This is a genomic window from Microcoleus sp. S13_B4 (genome assembly GCF_036700885.1).
Lineage (GTDB): Bacteria > Cyanobacteriota > Cyanobacteriia > Cyanobacteriales > Microcoleaceae > Microcoleus.
This window is the reverse complement of the sequence record NZ_JAUBPU010000008.1, coordinates 152,361-155,462: the sequence shown is the minus strand read 5'-3', so window position 1 is coordinate 155,462 and position 3,102 is coordinate 152,361. Positions and strand designations below refer to the sequence as shown.

3 protein-coding genes are annotated in these 3,102 nt (G+C 48.5%); 1 reads left to right on the top strand and 2 read right to left on the bottom strand.

Features of this window, described 5'->3' with window-relative positions:
• Positions 1-80: 80 nt before the first annotated feature.
• Positions 81-755, top strand: coding sequence for a transposase (locus QT994_RS07680; RefSeq protein WP_333173114.1), 675 nt, complete (start codon positions 81-83; stop codon positions 753-755).
• A 579-nt stretch (positions 756-1,334) separates the two neighbouring features.
• Here QT994_RS07680 and gltD read toward each other — a convergent pair.
• Together gltD and QT994_RS07670 are read right to left on the bottom strand one after the other, a co-directional pair.
• A complete protein-coding gene (gene gltD / locus QT994_RS07675; RefSeq protein WP_333173112.1) occupies positions 1,335-2,819 on the bottom strand; it encodes a glutamate synthase small subunit in 1,485 nt (494 codons plus the stop codon).
• 81 nt (positions 2,820-2,900) lie between these two features.
• Entirely contained in the window at positions 2,901-3,047 is a 147-nt protein-coding gene (locus QT994_RS07670; RefSeq protein WP_333173110.1) for a hypothetical protein, read from the bottom strand.
• Between the last annotated feature and the right edge of the window lie 55 nt (positions 3,048-3,102).

The window sequence follows — 3,102 nt, the reverse complement described above, 5'->3', positions numbered from 1 at the left end:
TTTCGACTCCGAGTTAACAATTTTTCTTGATTTTACATCATCTTACATTTGTCTCACATTTATTTGAAATGACTATATCTATGAGACAAACCAACAATACAATACATCCGCCCCGGCCCAACGAACTTTTTTATGGCAACAAAATTATGAAATACGATCGTAATAAACACCACCGCCGTTCAATTCGCCTGCCAGGATATGATTATAGGACTCCCGGTGCGTATTTTATCACTATTTGCAGTTGGCAGCGCGAATGTTTATTCGGCGAAGTTATTAATGATAAAATGCAATTGAGTCCCTATGGGAAAACTGTTTTATTCAATTGGAGCATTCTTCCCAAACGTTACCAAAACGTAGTATTAGACAATTTTATTGTGATGCCAAATCACGTTCATGGAATTATTGTTTTGAAAGGGAGCCCAGAAATAAATTATACAGAATCCGATAAATTTGGGTACAGAAAATCAACAATCCATCCTTTGTCGGAAATTGTGCGGGGTTTAAAAACATCTTCGGCGCGGCGAATTAACCAAATGCGATATTTGACCGGCATATCGGTGTGGCAGCGGGGTTATTACGAACATATCATCCGCAATGAAGAATCATTAGTTGCCATTCGTGAATATATTGTTAATAATCCTTTGTTGTGGGGAAAAGATCAATTGTATCCTCATAATTCAGTCAAAATTAATGAATCTAGTCCGCTGGCGATCGAATGGAATGGCAAATTTTATATGCAGTCGATCGTCCTCTAATATTATGTCAATCCATTCGTAGGGGCGGGTTTCACCAACCATCTCTGCCATAAACCAACAATATAACAAACCCGCCCCCCCAACGAGAAATCCAAATTAACCGATTCGTAGGGGCGGGTTTCACCAACCATCTCTGTCATAAACCAACAATATAATAAACCCGCCCCCTACATTTTTGGGATGCTCTCAAACATCAGGTTAATCTGGGTTATTGGTGGGGTGGGGGCGGGTTTTTATAGATTGTTTGTCAGCCTCAAATATTGTTGGTAAAACCCGCCCCTACAGACCTAATAAATTATCGGAATTTATTCACGAAAATCATCCCAAATCAAAAGATTTGTAGGGGCGGGTTTCACCAACAATATTTGCCTAAAATCCATAATCTCGTAAACCGTTCGGCTGACGCTCACGGCGAAGCCCGCCCCCACCCAACGGTAAATCGCAATCTACCTATTTCAAGGTACAAAGGGCGGGTTTACAATATTTTTGGTTTTTAAATCAAAATCTTGGCGAACCCGCCCCTACGGGCCTAATAAATTATCGGAAATCAAACAATCTCGATCGACCCACACCTACCAACTAAGGCAAATCAGTGCTCCCCATCAGATAAAGGTCGCACTCCCGGGCCACGCCACGTCCTTCATTAATCGCCCAAACCACCAAACTCTGTCCCCGGCGACAGTCCCCAGCCGCGAAAACTCCCGGAATGCTGGTTGTATATTTTTCGTGCTCGGCTTTCACGTTGCTGCGGGCGTCGCGTTCCAATCCCAGCGCATCCAGCAGCGGCTGTTCGGGGCCGAGGAAACCCATCGCTAGCAACACAAGCTGTGCGGGCAACACTTTTTCCGTGCCCGGGATGTGGTTCGGAATGAACTGCCCTTTCTCGTTTTTCGCCCACTCCACCTCAACGGTGTGCACAGCTTTGACATTGCCGTTTTCGTCGCCCTCGAACTTTGTCGCCGTGGTGAGATAGCCGCGGGGGTCGTCGCCGAATTTGGCTGCGGCTTCTTCTTGGCCGTAGTCGAGGCGGTAGACTTTTGGCCATTCCGGCCAGGGATTGTTGGCGGCGCGTTCCGAGGGCGGTTTGGGCAGGATTTCTAGCTGTACGAGGCTTTTGCAGCCGTGGCGGATGGAGGTGCCCACGCAGTCGGTGCCGGTGTCGCCACCGCCGATGATGACGATATCTTTGCCTTCGGCGGAGATGAAGTTATCGTTGGTACTCTTGTCTAAAACTGCTTTGGTGTTCGCAGTCAGGAAGTCCATTGCGAAGTGGATGCCTTTTAATTCCCGGCCGGGGATGCCTAAGTCGCGGGGTTTGGTGGCGCCAGTACAGAGCACAACGGAGTCGTATTCTTTTAGCAGTTGTTCGGCTGGTAAGTCTTTGCCGACTTCGGTGTTGCACACGAATGTCACGCCTTCGTCTTCGAGGACTTTCAGGCGGCGCATTACGACTTGTTCTTTGTCTAGCTTCATGTTGGGGATGCCATACATTAGCAGGCCGCCTGGTCGATCGGCTCTTTCGTATACTGTTACCCAATGACCGGCTTTATTTAGTTGCGCGGCGGCGGACAAACCGGCGGGCCCGGAACCGATGACGGCGATTTTTTTGCCGGTGCGTTTGGCGGGTGGTTCGGCAGTAATCCAGCCTTCATCCCAGCCTTTATCGATAATTGCAGCTTCGATGTTTTTAATCGTCACAGGCGGGTTGTTGATGCCGAGCACGCAAGCGCCTTCGCAGGGGGCGGGACAGACGCGGCCTGTGAATTCGGGGAAGTTGTTCGTTTTGTGGAGTCTGTCTAGGGCTTCTTTCCACAGTCCGCGATATACTAGGTCGTTCCATTCGGGGATGAGGTTGTTAATCGGGCAGCCGCTTGCCATGCCGCTGATAATTGTGCCCGTGTGGCAAAACGGAATGCCGCAATCCATGCAGCGCGCGCCTTGGGTGCGGAGTTTGTCCTCATCCATTGGCAGGTGAAATTCGTCCCAGTTGTGGACTCTCTCGACTGGTGAGAGTTCGGAGGGCAATTCGCGCAAGAATTCGATAAAGCCTGTTGGTTTTCCCATAGTGGTGTTCTGGTTAGAATTTACTATTCTGTCAGTTTCTCAAAGGTGAAGCTGGCGGGCTTCTGAATTAACTATTGTGATCTAAATTGTGTGCGATCGCACCTCAGATTGAGCACTTCCTACGTGAAATCTGCAATATTGCCGGGACTCGCCAATTGTCAAGAGTCGGGAAATCGTCACGCCAGCAGACTGCCCCAAAACAGCCATTGCTGCTAAGCTGTTGGGCATTTAACCTGCATACTGCGGGCGGGGACATTTAATTTTTCCCTAATTGACTGACGAT